Origin of the sequence: Butyrivibrio sp. WCD2001 (assembly GCF_000424485.1) — a bacterium.
Classification (GTDB): domain Bacteria; phylum Bacillota; class Clostridia; order Lachnospirales; family Lachnospiraceae; genus Butyrivibrio.
The window spans coordinates 602,858-624,085 of record NZ_AUJZ01000001.1; the positions used below are offsets into that span (position 1 = coordinate 602,858).

At 42.9% G+C, this 21,228-nt stretch carries 14 protein-coding genes; all 14 read right to left on the reverse strand.

Annotation, left to right across the window (positions count from 1 at the left end; translation table 11 throughout):
* Positions 1–184: 184 nt before the first annotated feature.
* The gene (locus tag G630_RS0102570) at positions 185–1,570 is read right to left on the reverse strand and encodes a LamG-like jellyroll fold domain-containing protein (RefSeq protein ID WP_026497649.1); all 1,386 of its coding nucleotides are present in this window, start codon (positions 1,568–1,570) and stop codon (positions 185–187) included.
* Positions 1,571–1,662: 92 nt separating this feature from the next.
* The gene (locus tag G630_RS25295) at positions 1,663–5,781 is read right to left on the reverse strand and encodes an endo-1,4-beta-xylanase (protein ID WP_049946050.1); all 4,119 of its coding nucleotides are present in this window, start codon (positions 5,779–5,781) and stop codon (positions 1,663–1,665) included.
* 285 nt (positions 5,782–6,066) lie between these two features.
* Positions 6,067–7,062, reverse strand: coding sequence for a dihydroxyacetone kinase subunit DhaK (dhaK, locus tag G630_RS0102585; protein ID WP_026497650.1), 996 nt, complete (start codon positions 7,060–7,062; stop codon positions 6,067–6,069).
* A gap of 36 nt (positions 7,063–7,098) precedes the next feature.
* Positions 7,099–7,497, reverse strand: a complete 399-nt coding sequence (gene dhaM, locus G630_RS0102590) for a dihydroxyacetone kinase phosphoryl donor subunit DhaM (protein WP_026497651.1) — start codon at positions 7,495–7,497, stop codon at positions 7,099–7,101.
* Between the two features lie 125 nt (positions 7,498–7,622).
* Entirely contained in the window at positions 7,623–8,237 is a 615-nt protein-coding gene (dhaL, locus tag G630_RS0102595; RefSeq protein WP_026497652.1) for a dihydroxyacetone kinase subunit DhaL, read from the reverse strand.
* Positions 8,238–8,502: 265 nt separating this feature from the next.
* On the reverse strand, positions 8,503–9,411 hold the full coding sequence (gene rsgA / locus G630_RS0102600; protein ID WP_026497653.1) for a ribosome small subunit-dependent GTPase A: 909 nt from the start codon (positions 9,409–9,411) through the stop codon (positions 8,503–8,505).
* Positions 9,411–11,426 (reverse strand): Stk1 family PASTA domain-containing Ser/Thr kinase, encoded by a 2,016-nt coding sequence (pknB, locus tag G630_RS0102605; RefSeq protein ID WP_022763394.1) that lies wholly within the window; start codon positions 11,424–11,426, stop codon positions 9,411–9,413. The genes rsgA and pknB overlap by 1 nt, the downstream gene beginning before the upstream one ends.
* The gene (locus tag G630_RS0102610; RefSeq protein WP_022763393.1) at positions 11,423–12,166 is read right to left on the reverse strand and encodes a Stp1/IreP family PP2C-type Ser/Thr phosphatase; all 744 of its coding nucleotides are present in this window, start codon (positions 12,164–12,166) and stop codon (positions 11,423–11,425) included. Before G630_RS0102610 ends, pknB begins: the two co-directional genes overlap by 4 nt.
* Before the next feature lie 288 nt (positions 12,167–12,454).
* Positions 12,455–15,523: a glycoside hydrolase family 2 TIM barrel-domain containing protein gene (locus tag G630_RS0102615; protein ID WP_026497654.1), complete on the reverse strand. Its 3,069-nt coding sequence runs from the start codon at positions 15,521–15,523 to the stop codon at positions 12,455–12,457.
* A gap of 38 nt (positions 15,524–15,561) precedes the next feature.
* A complete protein-coding gene (locus G630_RS0102620; RefSeq protein WP_026497655.1) occupies positions 15,562–16,413 on the reverse strand; it encodes a carbohydrate ABC transporter permease in 852 nt (283 codons plus the stop codon).
* On the reverse strand, positions 16,406–17,299 hold the full coding sequence (locus G630_RS0102625) for a carbohydrate ABC transporter permease (RefSeq protein WP_022763390.1): 894 nt from the start codon (positions 17,297–17,299) through the stop codon (positions 16,406–16,408). The genes G630_RS0102620 and G630_RS0102625 overlap by 8 nt, the downstream gene beginning before the upstream one ends.
* An 82-nt stretch (positions 17,300–17,381) precedes the next feature.
* Positions 17,382–18,785: an ABC transporter substrate-binding protein gene (locus G630_RS0102630; RefSeq protein WP_022763389.1), complete on the reverse strand. Its 1,404-nt coding sequence runs from the start codon at positions 18,783–18,785 to the stop codon at positions 17,382–17,384.
* 249 nt (positions 18,786–19,034) lie between these two features.
* Positions 19,035–19,976, reverse strand: a complete 942-nt coding sequence (locus G630_RS0102635) for a helix-turn-helix domain-containing protein (RefSeq protein ID WP_026497656.1) — start codon at positions 19,974–19,976, stop codon at positions 19,035–19,037.
* A 100-nt stretch (positions 19,977–20,076) separates the two neighbouring features.
* On the reverse strand, positions 20,077–21,228 hold the full coding sequence (locus G630_RS20445; RefSeq protein ID WP_044958437.1) for a glycosyltransferase family 4 protein: 1,152 nt from the start codon (positions 21,226–21,228) through the stop codon (positions 20,077–20,079).

Sequence of the window (21,228 nt, forward strand, 5' to 3'; positions counted from 1 at the left end):
CCGCCCAAAAATCATCTAATACTACTTTCAGGTCTTGGTAATACACTTACTCCATAATAAAATTATATAGTATCCCACGTTTCTATAAGCATGACATTTTTGTATAGTTGATAAAATTTTTATAAATTTTCATAAACAAAGAAAGTGCCGGTTCACGAGAAACCGGCACTTTGTGCTTAAAACATTATTTCTTTTCTTTAGTAATCTTCTGTAGTTTACCGTTCTTGGCAAAATGATAGGTTTTCTTTCCTATTTTGACTTTTCCGGTCTGCATCACTCCATCCTTGTCAAAGTAGTACTTTGCACCGCCAATCTTCTTAAAACCGGTATAAACCTTACCCTTTGCATCAGTGTAGTACTTCTTACCATCAACCTTGTGGAAGCCCTTATTTGCAAATCCCTTCTTATCAAAGAAGTATTTCTTGCCCTTGAAGGTTACAAGTCCCTTTGCTACACCGCCTTCCTTAAGAACAAGCTGGTACTTACCCTTATTCTTGCCCTTCTTGATCTTTTTAATTTTTCCTGATACTGAAGGGATTGTCTCCTCTGAGGAATTATCCGATATAGCAGTATCATCTGATCCCTCAACCTTAGGAGTTGTTGTTTCAGTCTGAACTGCCTGTCCGCTCTCAGATGTTTCAGGCTTGGTTTCAGGCTCTGACTCAGTTTTTGTCTCCGGCTTATCAGCGGGTGCTTCTTCTGAAGGCTTTTCTTCGGAAGGCTTCTCTTCAGAAGGCTTCTCTTCGCCTGAAGGATCCTCTTCTCCTGAAGGATTCTCGTTTTCATTTGAACCTTCCAGTTTTGCTGTTCCTTCATATAAAGCCTTTACTTCCTCTGCGGAAACAGGTCTGTTAAACAGGCTGAAATCATCAACCATGGCAGTTGTGTATTCTCCGCCTCCCCAGTTGGCCTTACCAATCTGTGTTACAGCGTTCTTTCCGAGAATCTGATCAGTTCTTGCCGTTGCAGCTACTGTACTTACGAGTTCACCGTTGACATAGAGTTCCGTGTATTTTTTGTAGAATACTACGGTTACCATCTTCCATTCGTTGTTAAATGCACTGATATCAGCAATATTTGCCTCACTTCTTACACCTCTGTTTTTATATCTCTCAACATGAAGCTTACTATCATTCGACAGCGGATCTATAACGCCAATGTATTTCTCATAATTATTCTTTGGTGCATCCGTTGTTTCTGCCGCATAGAAGAGCCATTGTGTCTCATTCTTAACCTCAGAATTACTCCAATAGTTTACGCTAAAGGACTTAAGGCCTGAAAGAAGTGATGATCCATCCTCTTTTGTAAGAGTCAGATACTGCTTATCTGCTTTGTTAAGCTTAACAGCCTTGCCATCTCCGTGCTCTACCGCATCATAGCCATTATTTACTTTGGCTACAGCACCTTTTCCTGCAAAGCCTTTTTCTTTATCATCAAAGGTGAAATGCGCAATAGCAGCCTCTGAAAGCGTTGTTTCAAAGGTATCCTCTTCCTCTGTATCGATTCCCCATTTTTCAACAGCAGCTTTGTATTCTGCATCAGTAATGCCGATAACTGTTCCGTGTTTCATTTATACATGCAAAAAGGCCCTTCTCCTTTTTTTGGGAGAAAGGCCTTCTCTTGATATATTTCCTTTAGGGAGGAAAACATATATCCGTTTTCTTAGTTCTGTATGCTGTAGCGGATGGAATCACCAATCTGTCCATCACCAAGAATACCGAACTCTGTGCTCTGTCCGCTTGAAAGATATGCATTCCAGCCAACAGGTGTGATTACATAATAATCACCGTCTTCATCGATATTAACATTCCATGCATTACCGATATTGATATCATTCTTGTTGAGCTTAAGTGTCCAGGAATTTACATCACTGGATGAATTATTGGTAACCTTAAAGCTTACCTGATATCCGCTTCCCCAGCTGTTGATTGAATACTGGAGATCAAGGCCGTCTGCTACAGGTGCCGGAGCAGGATCTTCCTGTGTAGGTTCTTCCTGTGTGGGCTCCTCTACCGGTTCAGGATCGGGCTGAGCAGGTGTAGGCTGCGGCTCTACTGTCTGAGGATCTTCATTTGGCTGTTCCTCTTCAGTACTGCCCTGCTGACTCTGTCCGTTTCCGCCAACCTTCTCAAACTGCCAAAGCTGGTTTGTTCCGCCGTTATAAGACCACTGACATACATTTGTTCCGTCATCTGTCTTTTTCTTGTAAACATCAAGAACCTTTGTCTCATCAGAGCTCTTTGTGGCAATTGTATAATAGCCATCATTGTCTGTCTGCTTTACAACAAACTTCTGAGCATTTCCGCCGTAACCCTGATAAATACCAACGTTTGTTCCATCCTCGTTCTCGCCGTTAGCAACATCGAGCATAACGCTGCCAAGTGCGCTTGTGAGGTTGATGTATCCGTCATTTGTATTGGTTACATACCACTTCTGACCGTCCACACCGGTGCCGTTGCTTATGCATACATTTACCCATCCGTCAGCTGAATTACCCTCAACTGTAAGATACTTCTGAGACAGATAGTTCTTTACATAATACCAGCCATCTTCGATGTAAGCATTGTCATGAGTATCGCCCTGAGGCTCTTCTACCTGAGGTTCTTCCTGTGCAGGTTCTTCATTCTGAGGATCATCGTTCTGAGGGTCATCATTCTGAGGATCATCTGAAGGGTGAGGTGTCGGCAAAGGCTCAGGTGTATAGCCTGATGTAGGTGTGCCGAAAGTCTCTGTATAAGCCTGGATTACCTTATCATAAGCGGGCTTCTTGGATGTAGGTGTGCTGAACAGAAGCGGCTTCGCGTTATTAATCCATGTAACCTGATCTGAGAGTCCCCACCATGTGATACTTGTGATCTTACCGCCATTCTTCTTAAGAGAGTTAATATTCTTATAAAGATTGTATACGTAATTGGAAAGATCATTGTCACCGTTGTTTGTTATATCCATCTCTGTGATCTGTACTTCAAAGCCCGCATTAAGGAATGACTTAAGAGCCGAAATATAGAAGTCCACAGAAGGATAATTTGTGCCAAGGTGTGACTGCATACCTACACCTGAGCACATCTTCTGATCTGAATTGATGTAGTTTACAAGTGTTATGATCTTATCAACTTCCTGATATGTATTGTAATCATTGTAGAACAAGCTTACAGAATCAGTGAGGTTGAAGTAATCAAGTGTCTGATATGCATATGTGAATGCCTTCTTTACATAAGAAGCATTTGTTCTGTTGTTTCCGTAAACAGCTTCCCATCCGGAATTCTGTGCATGCATTACTTCGTTTGCAATATCCCATGCATAAACAACACTACCGTACTCACTAAGATATACATGGTTCATCACAGTCTTCACATACATCTCAAGACGAGCATCCATTGTGGACTGATTCACAAAGCCGGCATTTCCTGAGAAGTTGCTTCTGAAGAACCATGAAGGAGTCTGTGAATGCCATACAAGAGTATGTGCTCTCATTCTAAGACCGTTCTGGTAACAAATCTTCATAACTTCATCAACTGTACTGAAGTTAATCTGCGGTACATAAGATTCTCTGTAATTATCAGGAATGTAATAACCGAGATTCTTAGCGTCAGCAACAGAGATAAGTCGTGCAGATCCGCCAAGAAGCGCATCAGGCTTCATCTCGTTTTCAAGAGTTATGCTGTTGTAATTCTTCTTAATAAGCTCGAGTGTATTAGCATCTCTAAGCTGATAGAGATTGATGCAGGTTCCTGAATAACCGAAGGTCTGACCGTAGGTGTTAAGAAGAGTCAGATCTGAAGGATTCAGAGCCTGTCCCTGATTGCCGCCCTGGTTTCCACCTTGGCTGCCACCCTGGTTACCGCCCTGAGACTGACCTGAACCGGTATCCCATGTAAGGTAATCAAGATAAGCATCCCATGTACCATCATCTGATGTAATTGTAAGTTCTACAGTAGTAGCTCCTGTAGCATGAGTTACATTTTCAATTGTGTACTCTGCAGGATACTCATCACCATAGTAGAAGGTACCCTTTGTCTCTCCGCCAATCTTAAGAACAACCTTAGCCATGTTGCTGTTATTTGAACAGCCGCGAAGAGTAAAGTTATGTGTATCATATGCGAAGTACTGATCAAAGCTTACGGTATCATTGTTGCCATAAAGTGCAACGCCGCTGAACGGACTGCTGATAGTGCCTGTATACTGACCGCTCTTGGTCATATTCTCGCACTCAACTTTGTTATTGTTTGTCTGAGCAGTCTCATTGCCGCCCTGATTACCGGTTTCTTCTGTGCCCTGGTTTCCGCCCAGGTTGCCGCCTTCATTTCCACCTGCGGTCTCGCCGGTGCCTGCAGCTTTCCAGTAGTCGAATTCAAAGCTTCCGTTGAATACGAAGCAGATGTTCTTTACACCTGACACGTTCTTCATTGTGCCTGTGAATTCAGTATTTTTGTTATTAGTATTGGAAAGGTTAATTGTTCCAAGGAGATTACCACTGGGGCTGTTCTCTCTAACCTGGATCGTACCGTTTCCTCTACTGTTAACACTAACCGTGATTGAGCTAAGGCCCTTAGAGAAGTTAACTCCCTTAACCTTTGTGTAATCACCGTTAGAAATGTTATCAACCCAAGCAGCGCCCTCTCCGTTACCGGAAACGCCAATACCACACTGAGTGAAGATTGTCTCAGCCTGCACTGCTGAGTAAGGATCAACATAAGAAGTCTGAGATACACCACTCATAGTAGGTGTGAGTGAGCTGATCTTACCGTTTGAAACATTGAGCTTATCAATCTGTGTAGTTCTGTAGCCAAGGCTCTTTCCGATAACCTTAGACTCAACAGATCTTGTGTGATAAGCAAGATAATACTGACCGCCAAACTCAAAAATCTGGTGGTGATTATTACCTGTAGAACCATTGAAGAATACGCCGGGATTCTTCATTACTTCGCCCTGATAGGTATAAGGTCCCATAGGGCTGCTACTTGTCATATACTCGATAGCTGCATTGTTGAAGCCGCCTGAGCAGTTCCAGTTTGAGCAGTATGAGTAGTAATATGTATTTCCGATTTTATTAATTCCGGAATCCTCGAAGAGGTAAGGTGCATCAATTGTTGAAGCTGAGCCTGAAACGCTGGTCATGTCTGCGCCAAGCTTGATAACTCTTGCCGTCTTGGGATGTGCATACTGATTGTTTGGTATGCCGCCACCAAAATAGAGGTAGCCTGTTCCGTCGGAATCAACTAAAACAGCAGGATCAAACATCCATGTAACACCGCTGCAGCCGGGTGTAGAACCTGTAATAAGTGCCTTTCCGATAGGATCCTTCCATGGTCCTGTCGGGCTGTCAGCAGTTAATACTCCGATGCCGCTTCCATTATTTGCAAAATAAAGGAAGAATTTGTCTTTACCGTTAATTTTCTTACATGCAATACAAGGAGCCCATGAGTTTTTAGCCCACTTTGCTGCTCCGCTTGAACCGGCAATCTTGAAACTGCCGTGATCTGTCCAGTTAACCAGATCCTTTGATGAATAACAATTTAAAGTGTCAATCTTAGCATAGGTATTCTCGTTGTTGCCAGCGAGTTCCTGTGAGTCATTGGTTGCATAGATGAAAACTTCATCATTGTAAACCAACACTCCGGGATCTGCGCCGTAGTTCTGAGTAACTACAGGGTTATTCTCATTATCCCCTTTAACATAAGTTCCTCCCACTACTTCGGCAGCTAACGAATTTGTTGCATTCCCTATGATAAGCCCCCCAACCATCATAAGAGACAATAAAAACGTTAAGTGCTTTTTCATTGCTTCCCCTTTCTTATGTGTTTTCTATGCTCGAGCAAAATCATTTTAGCAATAATTGATAGTAGTCACTTATCAATTATTGCACTTTGGTAAGCACTTATTGCGAGAAAGCACAATTTTTTTGTATATTTTTAATAAATAATTCCTGTTTGTATTTTTATTATGTGTAAAATAATCACAATCTAGAATTAAGCATAAAAACAGCTCCGGGATATTATTCTCGGAGCTGTCCGTTTACTTTTTATTTTTCTTTTTCATTATTTGCTAAAATGCTGATTAAACATTTTATACCTGTACAAATGCAGGAGTATCAGCAGGAGCATCAATAAGCTTTTTGAGTTCATCATCGACCTTGAGAAGGGTGATTGAGAAGCCTTCCATATCAAGAGAAGTCATGTAGTTTCCTACAAGAGTCTTGTGAATCTTGATTCCTTTTCCATCAAGAACTTCCTTAACATGCTTGTTCGCAACAAAGAGCTCCATAAGAGGAGTTCCGCCCATTCCGTTAACCATAACAGCAACTTCATCGCCTGAATTATAGATTTCTTCAGCAAAAATCTTATCAAGAAGCTTGTCTGCTATCTCATTAACAGTGCTTATCTTCTCACGGTTTACGCCGGGTTCACCGTGAATTCCGATTCCGATCTCAATCTCATCCTCTGCAAGATCAAAGCTGGGCTTCCCTGCTGCAGGAACTGTGCAGGCATCAATAGCCATACCCATTGATCTTACATTCTCTATTACTTTCTCAGCTATGCGCTTAACCTCGGCAAGATCTCCACCTGCCTCAGCACATGCACCTGCAATCTTGTGAACAAAAATTGTTCCTGCTATTCCGCGTCTTCCTGTTGTCCAGGTACTGTTCTCAACAGCAACATCATCTGCAGTAATAACCTGATCAACTTCAATACCTTCATCGCGAGCCATATCAGCAGCCATCTCGAAGTTCATAACATCGCCGGTATAATTCTTGATTACCAGAAGAACGCCCTTTCCACCATCAGCTGCCTTGATAGCTTCAAATACCTGATCAGGTGTGGGAGACGTGAATACCGCACCGGCAATTGCTCCGTCGAGCATTCCTTTTCCGACATAACCGCCGTGTGCAGGCTCATGTCCGCTTCCTCCTCCGGACACAAGTGCAACCTTACCCTTGGATCCGCCTGCTCTTACGAGAACATCAAATCCATCAAGACGCTTAACATAGTTCGGGTATGCCGCAACCATACCTTCGAGCATCTCGTCAACAATATTGTCGACCCCATTAATAAGTTTTTTCATTGCTACCCTCCTTTTTATTTTAAGGCCAATGCCTTATCAATCTCCCAATACCTTGTTCACCTCGCGGGTTTGCTCCGCTGCGGCAACGACCTGTTCCATTGTGCTTCCAATTGCTGCAGTTACCGCTGCTGCAATGGCGCCCTCCACAATGGGAGCATCCGCAAGCTTTACGTTTATGTTTTCGTCCTCAAGAAGTTCTATTGCCGTCTCAGCACTCATAACCCCGCTTCCGAGATCAGCAAGTAAAACAACACCGTCGCCGTCATCAGCCTGCTTTACAGCCTCTGAGATACGAACCGCGTCGGTTCCAATGCTTTTGTCCTCAAGACCACCCGCGCATATAATCCCCTTGTGCGTAGGTGCAACCTGATCTGTGAGATCCTTAATGCCTTCCGCTATTTTCCAGCTGTGTGATACCAATACGAGTCCTACCATGTTTTTTACCTCCACCCCCTCATCCGTCTGCTTCGCAGACACCTGTCTCCGTTCCACTCCGGTCCGCGCTGAACCGACGTCCCCCGGACGTCGAGCGCCCCCAGGGGAAGGCATAATTATTTACATCAAATAAAATCACGAATCACTTCAAGTGTCATGGTGGCAGAGGTAGCGCCGGGATCCTGGTGTCCTATGCTTCTGTCACCAAGGTAGCTGGCTCTTCCTTTGGTAGCAGCGATTGTCTTGGTAAATTCGATTCCTTCATTTGCAGCCTTGCATGCAGCATCAAGGGCTGATTTTATATCCGCTCCGCCCTCAAGAGCACTCGCGTATGCATCTCTTGCAGGAATAAGCGCATCAAGCATAGTTTTTTCACCCTTTTCTGCCTTACCTCTCTTTTGAATGCCCGCAATAGCAGCATCCAGTCCGGCAAGAAAATCCTCTGCGGTTACTTCATTCTTACCCGCAAATACCTTAGCGGCCTCCATATAAGCTGTGCCATAAAGAGGACCGGATGCTCCGCCTACTGTTGAAAGCAGCGTCATTCCGGTCTTTTTCAGGACTGCACCTATGTCAGGATCATCCTGAGCGACCTTCTCTATTACTCCCTGAAAGCCTCTCGCCATGTTCACACCATGGTCAGCATCTCCGATTTCTCTGTCGAGATCTGTAAGGAAATCCTTATTTTCGATTATCTTTTCCCCAATACTTTTAAGACATTCGTACACTCTTGTTGCCATATCCAATTCCCCTCCGATGCATTAATTTATGTAACCCTTATGTAGTATATTATAACAAACTGTTTTTATTTTTCCATACATTTATTGTTGATTTTACACAAATCAAAAAGAGAATCTGTATTTAGATTCTCTTACTCATTTCCCCTCATCCGTCTGCTTCGCAGACACCTGTCTCCGTTCCACTCCGGTCCGCGCTGAACCGACGTCCCCCGGACGTCGAGCGCCCCCAGGGGAAGGCTAATTATATAACTCCCTAGGGAAGGCTTTATTTTTTTCTGTAAACCGGTCTCATATTCTTGAGTTCGTCGTATATTATTCGGTAGTTGTCGTAGCGAACTTTTGAGATTTTTCCTTCTTCAAGGGCTTTTTTCACACCGCAGTCAGGTTCTGCAATATGGCTGCAACCTCCGAATCTGCACTCGGGCTCATAGGGTTCAAACTCCGGATAGTACGCCTGAAGTTCCTCAGCAGTTATATCTTTTAACGTAAGGGAAGTAAATCCCGGTGTGTCAAAAATGTAGGTTTTTTCATTTTCATCAGAAAGTGCGGATATGAAAAACATTTCCGAGTGTCTGGTTGTATTTCTCCCGCGCTCTATCTTGCGGCTAAGCTCACCCGTCTCCATATCGGCATCAGGATGCAGTCTGTTTAATAGAGAGGATTTTCCAACACCGCTCGGTCCTGCTACAACAGAGGTTTTCCCTCTCAACTTTTCACACAGTGCGTCAATTCCGTTACCCTCATGAACACTGATAAACAAAACCTCATAACCGCATTTTTCATAAGTATCACGAAGCTCCTGCTGCTCCTCTTCGGAAGCTATATCCTGCTTATTAAAACAGATAACTACAGGCAGTTCATTCCTTCGCATCTGGATCAGAAACTTATCAAGAATGTTATAGTTAGGATCCGGCTTTACAATTGCAAACAGAACAACCGCCTGGTCGACATTGGCAACCGGCGGTCTTATAAGCTCATTTCTTCGGGGCAATATCTTAGTGATATTGCCCACAAAGTTTTCTTCATCTATTATTTCTATTTCAACATCATCTCCGACGAGAGGCTTTACACCGTCTTTTCTGAAAATACCTTTTGCTTTGCATTCATAGACAAAATCGCTTCCGATATTGACATAATAAAATCCGGCTATTCCCTTAACAATCCTTCCCTTCATCAATTCTCCTGTGTAAATGTAACAGCTCTTGTTACTGTGCACTCCTCTGTACGCCCTTCGATAACATTGCCGTTCTCATCGGTTGTTGCAGGACTTGTAGCTGTATAAGTAAATGTTATAACACCTGTCGCAGATGTCAGCCCCGTGCGAACCACTCCGGTGATAGGGAACGAAGCTGTCGTAGTATCAAGAAGTGATGTTCCGTCTGCAGTCACAAAAGATACATGGACAGAAACTCCGTCTGTATAATTCTGTCCCTCTGTAGGAGCCGCAATATCTCCCGAATAGCTATAGGAAATACTGGTAGGCCCTATAGATTTCTCAATGTCGATAGAAGTTCCAGGATCAACCATTGTTCCAACCGGCTTACTCTGTGCAGTTACAACATCAACTCCGTAAGTATCATTATTCACATCAACGACTCTTCCCTGTGCAAGACCTGCTTCCGAAAGTGTCGCAATTGCTTCGTCGATAGATAATCCCACAAGATTGGGAACAGCAATCTGAGATGTAGAAGCTTCTGTCGAAGCAACATCTGATGCGTTTGAAGCGCTGTCCTCTGTCTGCGACTGTGACGCCTGATTGGATGCCTCAGCACCCTTTCCGGTACTTACTGTTATTTTCACAACAGAACCGCTCTCAGCATAGGAATTTGCTTCAGGTGACTGCGATACAACAGTATTTTTTGCAAGCGTGCTTGTATCATCATCAACCTTTTCATATTTAAAATTCTTATCTTTCAATGTTGTTATAGCTTCAACATAGGATAGCCCTGTAACGTTCGGAATCTGTATTCCATCGCCGGTATTGGATTCTCCGCTTATGGCCTCAGTTTGAAGTCCTCCAGACTCTTCTCCACCGAGAATACCCATACTCCTTCCAACCAGGATTATTACAATTATTCCAACAAGAACCGCACCTATAATAGCAAGGGCAATTGTAAGTTTCTCGATTCTCTCACTGTCACCATAGCCTCTTCTGCCGTAAAGTTCCTCATCATCGTCATAGTCACTGTCACGGCGTCCGGAATAGTCCTGATCGCGTCTCTTTTGATTCTCATATTCACGCATAACGTCGGCATTGAGTCTCATCTGCTCGGTATCTGTCATACCGTTTATACTCTTTGCTTCGGCTTCTGTCGCAACTCTTGTAGCACTCTCCTCATCGGGGTCTACAAGATTAACAAAATCTTCATCCGGAGTGATAAGTGATCTCTTGAGATCAGTAATAAGCTCTGCTGCACTTTGATATCTCCTGTCAGGGCTCTTCTGGCAGCACTTCATTACAATCTTCTCAACGCTTATCGGAATCTCATCACTAAACTCAGCAGGTGAAGGCAAATCCTCCTGTATATGCTTAATCGCAATGGCAACAGTTGTGTCTCCGTTAAAAGGGAGTCTGCCTGTGAGCATCTCAAATAAGGTTATACCGAGTGAATAAACATCACTCTTGGCATCTGAGTAACCGCCTCTTGCCTGCTCGGGAGAAGTATAATGAACAGATCCCATAACATTAGAGGTAATAGTGTTACTCGTTGCTGCCTTCGCAATTCCAAAGTCAGTTACCTTAACCTTACCTTCCTTGGAAATTATAATGTTCTGAGGTTTAATATCGCGGTGAATAATATGGTTATTGTGCGCCGCCTCAAGTCCCATAGCAACCTGGATTGCAATACTTACAGCCTCTTTAACAGACAGTCTGGATTTTTTCTCAATATATCTCTTGAGTGTAATGCCATCAACAAGCTCCATAACAATGTAATGGATGCCGTTTTCATCACCAACGTCGTAAACATTTACAATATTGGGATGCATCAATCCGGCTGCAGCCTGGGCCTCAACACGGAATTTTGAAACAAAATTATCATTCTCCGAAAATTCCTGCTTAAGGACCTTAACAGCCACAGGTCTGTTTAATTTATGATCTTTTGCTCTGTAAACATCGGACATGCCGCCGGTCCCGATTTTTTCAAGGATCTCGTACCTGTCTCCGATCATCATTCCTATCTTAATCATTCAGCTCCTCCGTCAGCAAAAGGCTCAATCAGAATAACAGCGATATTGTCCTTACCGCCATGCTGGTTTGCCATATCCACTAACTTCTGTGCCTTCTCTATAATATCTCTCTGACCGCTCACGATCATGCGGATTTCCTGATCCTCGAGCATATTTGTCAGCCCGTCGGAACACATGAGCACGATATCCCCTTTCTCGAGCTCAACATTAAAAAAGTCCACATCAACAGTATCATCAGCCCCAATAGCACGGGTGATGATATTCTTCTCTTTGTGTGTGCGCGCCTCTTCGGGATCAAGTCCGCCTGCGCGTACCATCTCCTGAACAAGTGAATGATCTCTGGTTATCTGTCTGATGTCGTCTCCGATAACATACAGTCTGCTGTCCCCCACATTAGCAACCTGCAGATATCTGCCCATGACAGTTGCAGCCACAACGGTTGTCCCCATCCCATAGAGCTGCTCGTCTTCTGCGGCTTTAGCCCGAAGCTTTTGATTTGCTTTTTTAATGGCATTTTCCAGAATACGCACAGGGTTCTGCTCAAAAGATCTCTCGATCTCCTCAACCATGGTATTAACCGTGAACTTTGATGCGTAATCTCCCGCGTTATGTCCGCCCATTCCATCGGCAACAATAAACACATTTGACAGATTTCCAATACGTCTGTCGGAGGAAAATACATAATCCTGATTCAGTTTTCGTTTCTGACCTACGTCAGTTATGGAAAAAGTTTTAAGCAAGGATGCCTCCGATTTTTCAATAATTTGAGTAATTATTCTTTAGTAATTTTTGGCATAAGTATTCTCACAATTCCGTAAAAAAACACCCTATGCCAATATAGAAATATACCACAAAACAGCTATTTTGACAATATTCCCCAACAATACGAAGGACAATGTATATCATTCCACGGCCTCATTGCTTACGCATAATCGACCGTGGTCTGACACACATTGTCCTTCTTATGTTTTGAAAAACCTTGAAACAGCTTTTTGTATTTATCACCAACTCAAGGATGAAGTGATGTTTTAAATACCCTTAAAGCGGAAGGTGAAGGTGAGTTTTTTGCCTTCAGGGAGGCGGTACTCAGGGTGCGGACGAGCGCCCCAACTGTCGTCTCCTGCGATTCCCATCTGCTGCAATGCACATCTTACAACTGTGTAATGTACCTGAGGAAGCTCATAGTCATGCATAGCATTCTCAAGTTCATGAGGAGTGTAAGGAAGTGCACTAAAAGAAATATTATCTCCTGTAAACTCAATACCTCTGCCCTTGAAATCTGTAACTCTTGCCCATCTGACATCACACTTGTTTCCGCATTCCTGTGGAACAAGATACTTTGCCATGTTGTCGGCAACCTTGTTGGAATAGATTCCAATCTTACCTCCGCGCTTTCTGTCCTCGTAGGTCTCCTGCTCTCCTAGGCCATACCAGGTCAGATGGTCATAATCGGCATTGAATTTGAAAATCATACCAAATTCAGGCATATCCGGAAGTCCTTTGACTGCATCATATTTCATCGTAGTCTCAATAGTTCCGTCACCAAATACCTCATACGTTACGCTGCACTCTGAAGTAGGCATTGTAGGAAGGTAATATCTGTAATCAATCTTAACGCTGTTCTTTCCTTCAGTAACCTTGGCAAACCACATCTCGCTGTCAGGCTTACCTGTGATGCAGGGATACATACTTGCTATCTTCCACTGTGCATAACGCTGCTGCATCTTGCTTCCGGTATCGTTATCATTAGGCGCTCTCCAGAAGTTCGGAGCCGGAGCTTTTTCTATCATCTCTCTGCCGCAATATACATAGGACAACAGTCCGGGTGCCATGACACTGAAAAGAGCGGAAAACTCATCACCACGAACACCTATGTTATTCTTTCCTCTGATAACCGTGAGTTTATCAGAGCATTTATACGGCTTCACCATCTTCTTAAGAACAGTCTGCCCAAAGGCAACCTCATGGCCTTTTTCTGCCCACAAAGTACTCTCTTTAAGGGTGAAGGAAACTATCAGTACAAATTCAAGTGCCCCGCTTGTGAGGTTATATCCCGCCTCATAATCTCTGATAGCCAGGGTTACCTCACCGGGAATTGTAAATGCCTTGGATGTAAGCGGCTTTACATCGCATTCTATAGCTTTGCTATATATCTCTTTTCCGTTTGCAAGAAGCTGGAGCCTTGCATCAAACTCCGATGTATTTACAAAGAGATTCTTATTAATAACCTTGAACTTATTCTTATCAAATTCGACAGAAATATTCTGGTAATTGAACTTCACCTCCTGCATTTTGGGAGATGGTGTTCTGTCACCGTATGCAATACCATTGCCACTGAAGTTGGAATCATTTGGTCTGTCGTAAAAATCGCCGCCATAGGCCTCGAAGTATTTACCGTATCTATCCTTCTTCAAAATACTCTGGTCGATATAATCCCAGATAAAGCCACCCTGATATCTGGGCTCAGTATCCGTAAGATCCGTATAATAATGCATTCCGCCGCAGGAATTGCCCATCGCATGTGTGTATTCGCAGCATATAAAGGGCTTCTTCTTTTCCTTTTTAAGAAATTCCTTAATAGCAGAAACCGGCGGATACATCTGACTCTCCATGTCCGAAGTATCATTATATCTTCTGTCGTGGAAAAGTCCCTCGTAGTGCACAAGTCTGGTATTATCATGCTCCTTAAATCGTCTGCTCATAGCATAAGGAACTTCACCTCCGAAGGCCTCATTTCCGATTGACCAGATTAAGATTGCGGGATGATTCTTATTTCTGTGATAAATGGAATCAATCCTGTCGAGCATCATAGCTTTCCATTCAGGCTTATCATTTGGCACTATGAAATCCTCTGTCTCAACTCCCCTCTCGAAGGGTTCCCAGGTTCCATGTGTTTCAAGATTATTCTCTGCGATCATGTACAGGCCATAGATATCACAGAGCTCATAGATAGCGGAATCATCCGGATAATGACTGGTTCTGATGGCATTTATGTTGTGCCTCTTCATTGTAACAATATCCTGAATCAGTTCTTCCCTATCAGGAACACGGCCGTTTCTGTGACTAAACTCATGACGGTTAACGCCCTTAAATACGATTCTCTTGCCATTAAGAAGCATGAGCCCGTTTTTCATCTCGAATCTTCTAAGACCGACATTCTGTTTTATCACTTCACAAACGACACCGCGAGAATCTGTAATAGTCAGATAAAGTTCGTAAAGATTCGGAGTCTCTGCGCTCCACAGATATACCTTCTCAAAATCACATTTTCCTGTTGTAAGACCGGATGTAGAAAGCGGAATCTTTCCTTCAAGAATCTTCTCTCCTTTATAGAAAAGCCCAAGTTCCATTGTTCCGCTACCGGTTGTCGCTGCCTTTATTTCGATGCTTGCAGTCTTGTAGTCATCCGAAAGTCCTGTCTCGATTGTGATGTCAGAGACATGAACCTTAGGTACAGCAAACAAAAATACGCTTCTGAAAATGCCGGAAAATCTAAAGAAATCCTGATCCTCACACCAGCTGCTGGAGGTCCATTTGAACACTCTTACCGCAAGCTTGTTTTCCCCCTTCACAAGAGAATCTGTAAGATCAAACTCTGAGGGATCAAAGGAATCCTCACTGTAGCCAATATATTTTCCATTCAGCCAAAGTGCAAAGCCGCTCTCAACTCCCTGGAATGAGATACAGATCTTTTCACCCTTAAAATCCTTGGGCAAAGTGAAGAGCTTCACATAATCAGCAACAGGATTAAATCTCTCCGGAATCTCCCCCGGGCGAATATCTTCCGATCCATCCCAGGGATACTGAACATTTACATACTGCGGTTTGTCGTAACCTTCCATCTGAATATGTGCAGGTACATTTATTCTGTCCCAGTCAGTTGTATCATACTCATTTTTCCAGAAGCCTTCCGGAGCATCCTTGACATTCCTGGAATAATGAAAATGCCATACACCATCCAGAGAAAGCCTATAACTTGTCTTTCCTGTTGTCATCTCAGAAAGTGACTTATATGCTACATGATCAGAATGAGCCGGCATCCTGTTTTCCTGGAAAATCTCAGGATTTTTTACTATTTCATAGTTAAACTCGTTCATAACATCTTCCCCATATTTAGAATTATCGAAGCAGGTGATTACTTAACTGCACCTGTGATTCCTTCTGCAAACTGCTTCTGCAATACGAAGAATATGATCATTGTAGGCAGTGAACAGAATAATACGCCCATCATAAGCATTCCGTAATCAACAGTATATCCATTAGACATGTTTGCAATAAGAATCGGCATAGTCTGAGCCTTATTCTCAGTAAGTACGACTCTGGGCCACAGATATGCGTTCCATGCATTCATAAAGGTAATTACGGCTGCTGCAGCATATGTTGACTTCATAACAGGCATATACATGCGGAAGAAAATTGCAAACTCGGAAAGTCCGTCAATTCTTGCAGCTTCCATAATATCAACCGGGAAGTTACGGCTGTTTTGTCTAAACATCATTATCATAAAAGGCGTGGATATTGCAGGTAAAACGAAGCCCCATACCTGGTTAAGGAAATGAAGTTTACTCATCATCCTAAACATAGGGATCATTGTAGCAACACCAGGAATCATCATTGCCATAAGCAAGATAGCGAACAGGAAATCCTTGCCCTTGTCATGATAAAGCTCAAAGCCATAACCTGCGAGTGAACAGATAAAGATACACAGTATTGTCTGAACAGCTGCATATGTAAATGAATTCCCCATGAATCTCCAAAGAGATGCTCCTGCACCCTGCGCTTTCGCAGTAACAAGGAGATTTTTAAAGTTCTCAGCTGCCTGAGTACCAAACCAGATTTTTCCTCTTGCAACATCTACTGTGGCATTCGTAGCTGCAGTAACCATCCAAAACAGCGGAAATACTGAAAAAAGTGAAAACAGCGTAAGGAAGATATAGCTCGGTATAAGCCTTCTTTGTATATTGGATCTATTCTTTTTATTAGTCACGTGTATCACCTACTTTCAGATTTATAAAGGCAAGGATAGCAACCAGAATGAAAATAAAGAATGACATTGCAGATGCATATCCGAAGTTAGCAACACCTGTACCAAATGCGTTGTTATATACATAATGTGACATAGTGATTGTGGTATTTGCAGGTCCACCGTTTGTCAGGTTTACGGACTCATCAAAGAGCTGCAATGTACCGTTTATTGACATGATGAAGGTCATGATTATAACAGGGCGAAGAAGCGGCACCGTAATATGCCAGAAAGTCTTCCAGCCTGACGCACCGTCTATCTTAGCTGCCTCATATACTGAATATTCAATATTCTGAAGACCTGCCAGGAAGAATACCATGTTATAACCTGTCCATCTCCAGATAAGAGCAAAGATAATAACAAATCTGGCTGTATTTGTCTGTCCGAGCCAGTTTATATTCTCACTTATAAGCCCCATATTCATAAGAGTCATATTTACAAGACCCTGTGTGGCAAAAAGTGTTCTGAATATCAATGCATAGGATACCAGAGAAATTGCGCACGGAAGGAATACCATTGTGCGGAAAAGGCCTCTGAACTTAAGATCTTTATTATTAAGGAGCTGCGCAAGAAGTATTGCCAGCACCAACATTATCGGTACTTGAATTATCAGATACAAAAATGTGTTAAAGACAGACTTCATAAAAGTCTTGTCCTGGAACATACGAGTATAGTTAAAGGTAATGGGATTAGCCCATTTCATAGCAGCCGCAGATCCTGTCTTGAAAGACATGATGAGAGCTGAAATCATCGGATAAAAGCTGAATATAAAAATCATTATGGATGCTATTGCAAGAAACATCCAACCGGCTGTTTTCTGTTTTCCAGTAACGGATTTTCCTTTTTTCATCGGAGCCGCTCCTTTTCTTCATTTTACAAAACCGGGGATCGGAAAATCCCGATTCCCCGGTTTAAATACTTACAATACTAAATTAGTTCTGTGAACCTGCGATCTCAAATTCAATCTGCTCCTGAGCAGCCTGAATCTCAGAATCAATGTCGTTACCGTTCTGTACGTTTGTAATAAGTGTGTTTACAAGAGTACGAAGGTTGTAGTGGAAATCACTCTGCTGAATTACAGGTACGTGAGATCCCATCTCAACGATGTCAGCGTAGATAGCCTGGCCATTGAAGAAATCAACACCCTTAGCATATACATCAGACTTACCTGCTGAGATGCATGTTGTGATAACACCGCCATCTGTAAGTGCTGCATCATAGGTCTCGATAGCTCCTTCTCCACCACCAAATGTGTAAGCAAGGAATGACTTTGCAAGATCAGGCTTTGAGCAGTTGGCAGTTACATAAAGAGATGAACCACCGTTTGCAGCATAACCATCTTTTCCGCCATCAATTGTAGGAAGTGTTGTAAGAGCCCACTTACCACTGTTGTCAGCAACCTGCTCGATTGTAGGAATGATCCAGTTACCGTTCATAACACCTGCAACCTGATCGCCCTGGATTGTCTGGTCTGTGTACTCACTCCAGCTGTTTGCAAGGATGATAGAACCATCATTTGCACCCTGTACGATAACTTCGATGATCTTCTTGAACTTATCATTGCCTACAAGGTTAGGAGTTGTGTTATCTGTCCACTGTGACACGCCTTCAGCCTGAAGCATCATGTAAGGAAGATCATCACCTGAGTGATCCATTGAAAGGAGTGCCATGCCTGTCTTGTCATGTACATCCTTTGCGATCTCAAGCCATCTGTCCCAAGAAATACCTGTTACATCATCGATTGAATAGCCACACTGATCAAGGATGTCTGTACGATATGCAAAGATTGCTGTACCGTTATCTACAGGTGCACCGTAGTGCTTACCACCGATTGTGCTGTAGGAAATCTTCTCAGCTCCAAGATTTGACCAGTCAATACCTGCATCATCGATATCCTGCCATGCATCCGGATAATCTGCTACGAACTTCTGGATGTAATGATCCTGGAAAAGAACGATGTCAGGAAGTGTGCTGAAGTCGCCTGCAGCAGCAGCAAGTGTAACTGCCTGCTCAACATCCTGTGAACCGGACTGTGTGATGATGTTCAGAGTGAATTCTGAATCAACTGCCTGGTAAGCTTTCTCAGCTGCCTTAAGAGCAGGAATGTTGAAGTTCTCATCCCAAGCGTAAACTGAAAGCTCGTGCTCACCTTCTGATGCAACGTCAGCTGTAGGTGCCTCAGTAGCCTCTTCAGCTGCTCCAGCGTCCTCTGTGCTCTCTGTTGCTTCTGTTGTCTCGTTAGCTGTTGTATCTGCTGATCCGCTTCCGCCGCAACCTGCGATCATGGAAAGTGTCATAGCAGATGCAAGAACCATTGATAATGCTTTTCTTTTCATTATTATGTCCTCCCTAATGAAACTAAAATAATGTTCTAACCTGATTCATTTATTAAGATTATGTCAGATGAGTTTTGGGCAATTTGACTGAAATAATCTGTTTCCGAATCAAATATATGTATATTATACCAATGAGTGCAAAAAATAATGCACATTTTAAAGGCTAAAATGTGCATTATCGACCAATTATGAATAAAATTTGAACAGATTATTAATAAACTTAAACAATTAAGTTGCCCATTTTAAGCCTTACCAGCCTTTCAGGGCGTGGATATTGTAGTCCAGGAGCTTGTTTGCGTAATTGTCCCTGTTCTTTTTCCACTGATATGGCGATGTTCCGAGGAATTTCTTAAAATTCCTGTTAAAAGTAGACACATTGCCAAAACCACATTCGACGGCAACAATTTCCATGGAATGTTCCGTCTTTTTCATTGTATCGCATGCCTTCTGTACTCTCACAAGGTTCAGATAGTCCATGGGAGGCATGTTAATTATTTCCACAAAGCTCCTTCTGAAATGTGTCTCACTCATGTTACATACATTTGCAAGATCAAGAGCCCTTATGTCATCCGCATAATTCTGCTCAATATACTCAATTGCAGGCTTTATGCTTACAAGAACGCCGCTGGTGTCCTGCTCTATAAGCGAGGATTGCTCCGCATCCATAGACTTATGAATCCTCATAAGCAAGAAAACAAAAGTCTTGATGAGGTTCTGAGTAGTTTCCTTGTAGTAGGAATCTTTATCTCTCATCTCCTCCATAATACGTTTAATGGTCTCTGCAATCTCCTGATGCTCTGCAGCATTCATTAAATCAGCTCTCTTATTTATCATTGTTATAGCTTCGCGCTGTTTGGGAACATTATCCGGATAGATCTCGGAAACCACTGCTTCCGGATCAAAGAAAAAATACTCCCAGAAATTCTCTTCCTCGCTCGTGGTGGTATGCGGATAGTTCGGCGGAATAGCAGAAAACATGTCGGTCTCGTAGTGGCAATCCTTCTCATCGAGGATCAGTTTACCATCACCGTACCTGCAATATCCCACCTCAAAAAGGTTATGGAAATGAAGAACATTATCCTCCTCTCCATAAACCCTGATCCACTTCTCACCTAAAAGAGCAAGGCAGCTCTGTCCCTGGGGTATCTCATAAAATCTGAATTCAATTGTTTGTTTCTTTTTTCTGCCCATAGAATTTTGTTGGGACTAAATCCCCTCATCCGGCACTTCGTGCCACCTTCCCCCAGAGGGGGAAGGCACTTTATTTCTTCACCACCCAAGGGAAGGCATATTAAATGTTATTAATACGCTCCACATTCAGGATTGCATCAATGTACAGTCTGACGCTGGCACCTGTAACCTTGTTCCAATCGAATCTCTTGTAACAGTAGTCCATTATTTCATCGAATTTGTGGAAGCTGCCGGGATTCGCGATGCTCTCCTCAAGCTTCTTTTTAAGGTCCTCTACATCAGACTTCTTGAAGTAGTTGGCATATTCGCGGCACGCCTCGGTATTCTCCGGAATATCGCTGGCAAGACATCTTCTGCCAAAACTCATAGCCTCAAGAAGACTTATCGGCATACCCTCAATATCACTGGGAAGTACATACATGTAGCAATTGCCGAAAAGCTCTGTAAGCGTATTACCCTGTACAAAGCCGGTCATAACAACCCTGCTGTCCTTTTTTGCCATATCCATAACTTCCTGCATGAAATCACCGGAATGACTTCCGCCACCGGCTATAACAAGCTTCATGTCAGTATCAATCTTGGAAAAAGCCTCAAGAAGATATGTTATTCCCTTCTCAGGAACGATTCTTCCAAGATAAAGAATATATTTTTCTTTCTCAAGTCCAAACTTCTTAACAATTCTGTCGGGGTTCAGGAACTCGGTCCTGTTTACGCCGTTTGGTATGTAAATAGTCTGTCTTCCGTAAGTATCCAGAAAGTACTGCTGAACGTTACGGGAAAGAACGATAACCTCATCCGCATATCTTGCTGCAATTTTCTCGCCAAATTTAAGATATTTTGTGGCGAAACCGCCCCACTTTGCTCTCTGCCAGTCAAGACCATGTATGGTCGCAATAGTTCTGATTCCGAAAAAATGAGGAATCACAAGCATCGCACAAGGTCCCTCTGCATGGTAATGAATTACATCATAATTGCCAAGAAGTGCAAAAATTGTAGCAAGAAAAGAATAAACTACCGCATTTAATGCCTTCAGCTCAGGTGTAGGTACATGAACTATACGTATTCCTTTGTAGCTTTTGAGCTTATGAGCCTCTTTATCAGCGTTCTTATCGGCAACATTTTTCCCCTTACGATTGTATGCCGTAACCGCATGTCCCATAAGCACAAGACGTGTAGAGAGCTCCTCTACAACTATCTCCACTCCTCCCTCTCTGGACGGTATTCTCTTGTGCCCAATCATTGCAATTTTCAT